The 6,331-nt window shown below is 34.1% G+C and carries 3 protein-coding genes and 1 pseudogene; 2 read left to right on the top strand and 2 right to left on the bottom strand.

Annotation, left to right across the window (positions count from 1 at the left end; genetic code table 11):
- On the top strand, positions 1-598 hold a 598-nt coding region (locus EGI26_RS06965; RefSeq protein ID WP_255077312.1), incomplete at its 5' end, for a transposase.
- Positions 599-830: 232 nt separating this feature from the next.
- Here the strand turns inward: EGI26_RS06965 and EGI26_RS06960 are convergent.
- The gene (locus EGI26_RS06960; RefSeq protein WP_255077311.1) at positions 831-1,241 is read right to left on the bottom strand and encodes a VOC family protein; all 411 of its coding nucleotides are present in this window, start codon (positions 1,239-1,241) and stop codon (positions 831-833) included.
- Between the two features lie 360 nt (positions 1,242-1,601).
- Between EGI26_RS06960 and EGI26_RS06955 the strand changes: the two genes are divergently transcribed.
- On the top strand, positions 1,602-1,805 hold the full coding sequence (locus tag EGI26_RS06955; protein ID WP_255077310.1) for a DUF2892 domain-containing protein: 204 nt from the start codon (positions 1,602-1,604) through the stop codon (positions 1,803-1,805).
- 24 nt (positions 1,806-1,829) lie between these two features.
- On the opposite strand, the pseudogene EGI26_RS06950 reads toward EGI26_RS06955, so the two are convergent.
- A pseudogene (locus EGI26_RS06950) lies at positions 1,830-6,331 on the bottom strand (hypothetical protein); the annotation flags it as partial.

Here is a 6,331-nt window from a genome sequence, read left to right as displayed (position 1 = left end):
GTCAACACAAACTATGAGCGAGTTTTCTTCTAAGAAAATTGAGTTCGTAGCCAGAGCCAAAGAAAATCGCAAATACGAAGAGCTTTCGTCATTAATAAACTCGAATACCGATTGTGACTTAGGGTCATTAACCTTATTAAAAGATAGTAAGGTCTACCTTTATACAGGAAAACCTATACAAAATAAGAAAGGAAATCTTCATTATAGAGAGGAAATTGTACAGACTCCTTTACGGTTAATTATGACCGAAAGTAAAAACAATCGAGAGTATAAAATGGCATTTATCACCAATAACTTCGACTTGACGGCAAAGGAAATTACCGATATTTATAAAAAACGTTGGGACATAGAAGTGTTTTTTCGCTTTATAAAACAAGAGCTTAATGTAAGTCATCTGGTTTCACTAAATGAAAATGGAATAAAAGTAATGCTTTACATGACTTTAATAGCAGCAATGCTGATACTTGTATATAAGCATGCCAACAACCTTAGTTATAAAACCGCAAAAAGAAGGTTTAAAATGGAGGTCAGAAACTTGCTGATAAGAGAAATCGTAATCTTATCTGGTGGAAATCCTAATATACACTTTAAAACATAAAAATGGCCGGAATTTCTTCCGACCATGACTAGCTTAGGCTCCTTTTTTTGTTTTTTGTTAAAATAAATATTGTAAAATTTAGACCGCAAAATATTTGAGATTGTGTTAAGTGAATTTTACCAATAAAAATTTTAATTATGTCCGACTCTTTACTTCAAATCCAGAAAAGAACAAGTCTATCGTCTTATTCTATTTATTATTGCTAAATAAAACCTAACTCAAAATCCTACCATTATTCACGAAAACTTACCATCCAACTAATGCCGAATTTATCAATTAACATTCCAAAATAAGCACCCCAAAAAGTGTCCTCCAGTGGAAGGTGTACACTACCTTCTGCTGATAGTTTACTGAAAATATCAGTAGCTTCTTCTTTGGTGGAGGTGTTGGCAACTACATAGAAATTGTTGCCTTTTGATATAGAAGGGGACACACTTGGGTTATCGCAGCCCATCAGTATGTTGTTTTCACCTAATGGCATAGACGCATTCATTATTAGGTGACTATCAGCAGCAGCAGGTCCACCATCGGGAGAATCTCCAAATCTTGAGTACGTAGCTGTAGTATTAAAAACAGTTTGATAATAGTCAAAAGCAGCTTCACAGTTGCCATTGAAGAAAAGATAGATGTCGGTACTTTTCATGTTTTTGAGTTTTAAAATTCAAATATTGAACAATATTTCTATTTATAAAAAAGAAAATAGAATGTTTTTTTTGGATGGATTTTGGCAGGTAAAATATTCAGTATTGAGTTTGTTTTTCTTATGTGAGGAAGTTAATCAATAAATATTCTTTTTAAGAATCATTAATCCTCTTGCAGTATTTAATTAAAGCTGAGGATTATTGATTTTGTAAGTTTCCGTAACTCTTATTTAAATTGAGTACTTGTGATAAATTATATGATAGCTAATTTTTCAAAAAAAAGCAAACAGTGATTTATATCACTGTTTGCTAGATTTATAACTAATACTTTTATTTCATTATTCAATTAAATAATTATTATTATGAAAGCAAATATGGGTTCTACAGATCGTATTATTAGAATTTTGGTAGGAGTGACATTAGCTGCGTTGTATTTTTTAGGGGTTATTTCTGGTACATTAGGAATCGTTTTGTTGGTTGTGGCTGCAGTTTTTGCTCTTACCAGCGTTGTTTCTTTTTGTCCATTATATACTTTGCTTGGTATCAATACTTGCAGTACAAGGTGAAAAACATTACAAATCCACATAATTTTATTTTATCCATACTTTTAATGCACAGGATTTGCCTTTATTGTTTTGAGCAAAGAAAGTGTAAAAACCAGTTGAAAGCTGGGTGATTGGATGGATTTCGAGGTAGTCGGCAGTGTTCAATATTTTGTTTATACCCACCAATTGACCCATTGCAGTGTTTAGTCTTACAGATGTTTTGTCGATATCGGGAAAATATATTTTCAACAGAGTTCTATTTTCAGAAGGGTTTTCAAGTATTTGGCATGGAATATACTCAGAAGAAATATGGAGTTTTACTGTGTTTCGGATAGATTTTATACCATTGCCATAATCATAAATCAGCTGATAGTAATTCGCTCCAATGAATGGTTTTAAGTCAAGGAAGTTTGTTTTTTCAGAACTTTCGGTCCATTCAAACCAGCTTTTACCATCTTTACTTTTCAGCATAATATATTTTCCTACATTACTTTTTTCTGAAATATTCAGCTCAGGAATATTGACATCATTGACTTTTCCAGTCAAAATACCCCCTGAAGGAACAGAGTTCCAAAGTCCAAATTCACCAGTTTTTTGAGTGTTAAATTCTACAAAATAGATGTTCTGTTGGCTTTCTTGCTCCCAACGTGTGTCGGTTTCAAGCCAATAGTTATCTTCTAAAGCATTGTTCAATAGGTCACAATCTTGGTTTTTACCTCCATAGTTTATAATCGAAACATCTTCTGTAGTTTTTGCACCCATTTTAGAGATTTCTTCCAAAGTCATGTAGAATCTTATCTTGAAATCTGCATTGCTTTTTTTGGAAGTTAGAATATTGAAATATCTCGGATACAAATTTGTTTGGTTTTTGTCCTTTATAATATTTGCGGAGGTGTTTCTAAAGTCCATTTTTACTAACCCTAAATTTTGTCCTGCCGGATGTATGGCAGCAAAAATCTTTCCGTTTGCATCATAAAAGTAATTCCATTCATTGGCCACAAGCGATTTGCCAGATTGACTAATGCAGGTGTCTTTTTTGTCATTATAAAAACATGGACTAGTATAAATTTTTATTTTAGTTTTTTGACTTAAACATCCATTTAGATTTTCTATCGCTAGCCACCTGTAATGTGTTTGATTGGTGGAAGTGCTTATTGAAAAGGCATTTTCAGTAGATTCGTCTTCAGCTTCAGATGAAAACCAGAAGGTATTTAAGTTGTTTATTTTCAGTGATTTGAGTTCGTTCGAAAATTGGCAATATGTCAGAGTTGTATCAGTGACTTCCACTTTTGGTGCTTCTAAGATATCAAAAATAAGGTTTTGAAAATCATTTGAGCAGCCCTTTTCATTTGAATAGTTTCCAATAAGGCTCATTGGTTTTGAATTATTAAAATGAGTAAAATTCACGAGACTAGAATCCAAATTTCTGAAAGCATAATTAGCTGGAAATTGTTTTAAAATGGTTTTCAATGGAGAATATTGACAGACAGTATAATTTATCTTTTCAAGAGATTCAGGTTTTTTATTGATGGTTATTTTAAAAATGTTTGAAGTTCTAACACAAGTGCTAGAGCCTTGGTTTTGAAAAGTGATTCTAAGTCTATAGTCCCCTGAAATATTGTGGTTTAATGCAATATTGTCCTCGATTCTTTTGCTTATAAATATGGTATTGTAAGTGTCGGTTTCCTTTCTTTGCCATTCTATTTGGGCAATGTTACCTACTAGGTTTTCTTTAAATTTCAAAGCATTCATCACTACGTTTTCACACATTGATAAGTCGGCTAATTTTTCCTCAATCTTGTTTACTTTTAGTATGACTTCATTGGAAATAATTTCTTGAATTGAATTACTGACTAAGCACCTGTAAACGGTGCCGTGTACATGTGGTTCTTTTCCTACATTGTCTATTTTAAGTGAGCTGGTATTTTCTCCCAAAATGTCTTCAAAAATACCATTTTTCTGTATTTGCCATCTATAAATTACTGTAGTAGAGCCTTTTGTTTTGATTGAAAAAGTAGTGGTGTTGTCTTCACAATTTGCCTGATTGATGGGTTGTGTAACAATTCCAAAAGCAGCAATAATCTCAGATTCGATATATTCCCTGTCGCTTTCGCAGCCTTTGGGGCTAGTTTGTGACACATAATGGTCATAATTACCTATTTTTTGATAGTTTGGTGCATAGTTCGTAAAAATTTTGCCAGTTCTGGAAGTGTACCATTTAAGGTTTTCGCCTGCTGCCGAAAAAACCAAAGTTTGTCCTTCTATTACTTGAGATGGAGTTGTATTTGTAGGCTTTGGAGGTTCTGGGTGTATAATGATTTGGACACTTGCTTTGGGGCTTTCGCAGTCAGCGGAGTTTTTGAAAGAATAGAAATAAATCTGATTTCCAACGGTTTTGGTGTCTATAATTGGCTGTTTAGGGAGAATATTTTGAGACCCCGGTAAGTACCAAATTACGTCCAGATTATTGGGTTCGTAGAGTTCTAGCTTAGGTGAAATTACATTTTGACAGAATTCAAATCCTTTGTTTTCAGGAGTTTGCGGGAATGAGCCAACGCTTAACGACATCAAGTCAGTGACTTCAGAGCAAGTGCCTGTGTTAGAGTTAAATAACACAGAACATCTGTATTGTTTTTGATTTTCTAAGGTCAGATTATTTATGGATAAATGCAATGAATTTGTTCCAGAAAAATTTGCTGAGTCTTTTAAATTAGTCCAATCTGAACCAGTTCCTTCCCGTTGTTGCCATTGAATATGTGTTGGAGAACCAGTAATGATATGTGAATTGTTTATGTTTAGATCGAAGTTGTTTCCTAAACATAGCTTTTGGTTGGCTAGATTTCCCAATAACCTATTGACAATAATTTCTATTTCTTCACTTTGTATCTCGGAAAAATCATCCTTAATTATGCACCTAAACTTGGTCAAGTGTGGACTTTCTATATTGCCAATGTTCTTTATTTTAAATTCTTTAGAGTCAAAGTTTTCAAGACTATTTTGATCTGTCAAAATATCGGAAAAAGTAGTTTCGTTAGGTCTTTTTCTTTGCCATTTGTATTTTAATATTCCGCTTCCTACTGCACTTAAAGTTATATTGGAAGTATTTCCAAAGCAATTTGTTATGCCATTTGGTTGTGAGGAGATTTGCAATGCAGGGAATAATTTCGAGTGAATCTCTAACCTTGGGCTTTCACAAATTCCGATAGTTTGTGTAACCCAAAAATTGTAATCACCAGGAATGTTTATTACTGGAGCTTGGGTTAAAAATACACTTGAGCTTGCTGAACTGTACCATTTCAAGTTTTGTCCAGTTGCCGAAAAAACCAATATATTGGGACTCAAGAAACTTTCAGGAGTTGTATTTAATGGTTTTTCAATCCCTGCAACGACCTGAATATTAACATTTTTAGAAATTTCATCACAAGCATTTTTGCAAGAAACGGTGTAAGTGGTATTGACATTCGGCGAAACTGAAATTTGGGCGGAAGTCTCACCAGTTGACCAAAGGATATTGGCTTTACAGCCAGAACTTGATAAAATTATGGAACTTCCGGAGCAAATAGTTGAATCAGCAAAAGCCGTATTTAAGACCAATTGAGGAAGAAAAACTACTGAAACCACATTTGAAGTTGCCAAATTGCAAGATGAATTTGAACAATCGACCCTTGCTCTAAAATGAAAAGTGCTGTCGTTTCCAGAATTATTATTCGTGAATTCCAAGAGATTTGTAATTGATAAATTCGTCCAAAAGGCAGAAGAAACAGCCGATGAAACTTTGTTGATTTGCCATTGAATTCCACAAATTCCTTCGCCGCCAGTCAAGGTTTTGTCTAAAGTGACTTTTTGCCCAAAACAGATTTGTGTTTTATCAGCCGAAATCTCCAAAACTGGGTCAGGACGAATTTCAAAATGTGTAATATTTGAGTATAAAGTTTGGCAAGAATCGCTCACCATTCTTCTGAAACAGGTGCTGGTCAAAAGTGCTGGTGGATTGTAAGTTGAGCCGATTTCGCCAACTATATTTGTCCAAGAAGGATTTTCAGAAGAACAATTCTCAGATTTTTGCCACTGAACATTTTCGCCGCTTGGGTTAATTACACTGTTGATTGTCAGTGGATTAAATCCTGAGCAGTTTATGGTTGAGTTACTTGCAATTGAGCCAGCGGAAAGAACTGGAAAAACAGTGATATTAATGATTTGACTTTCTGGAGATTGGCACTTTTGGAAAACACAATGAGCGGAAATGCTGAAATTATTTGCAGCAGAAACATTTATAGAATTTCCAGAAAGTCCGTTGCTCCAAACTATTTCTCCAGCACAATTACTTGCCGAAATTTGTATGTTTTCTCCAAAGCAATATTTGGTTTTTGAGACTGAAATTATTGGTGCTGAAATGCCTGAAACTACTTTAATATTGAAAATCTTCGACACTTCATCACAAGCATTTTTACAAGCAACGGTGTAAGTGGTATTGACATTCGGCGAAACTGAAATTTGGGCGGAAGTCTCACCAGTTGACCAAAGAATATTGGCTTTACAGCCAGAAC

Origin of the sequence: Lacihabitans sp. CCS-44 (genome assembly GCF_024343735.1) — a bacterium.
In the GTDB taxonomy this organism is placed as follows: Bacteria; Bacteroidota; Bacteroidia; order Cytophagales; family Spirosomataceae; genus Leadbetterella.
This window is presented reverse-complemented; position numbering and strand designations above follow the sequence as displayed.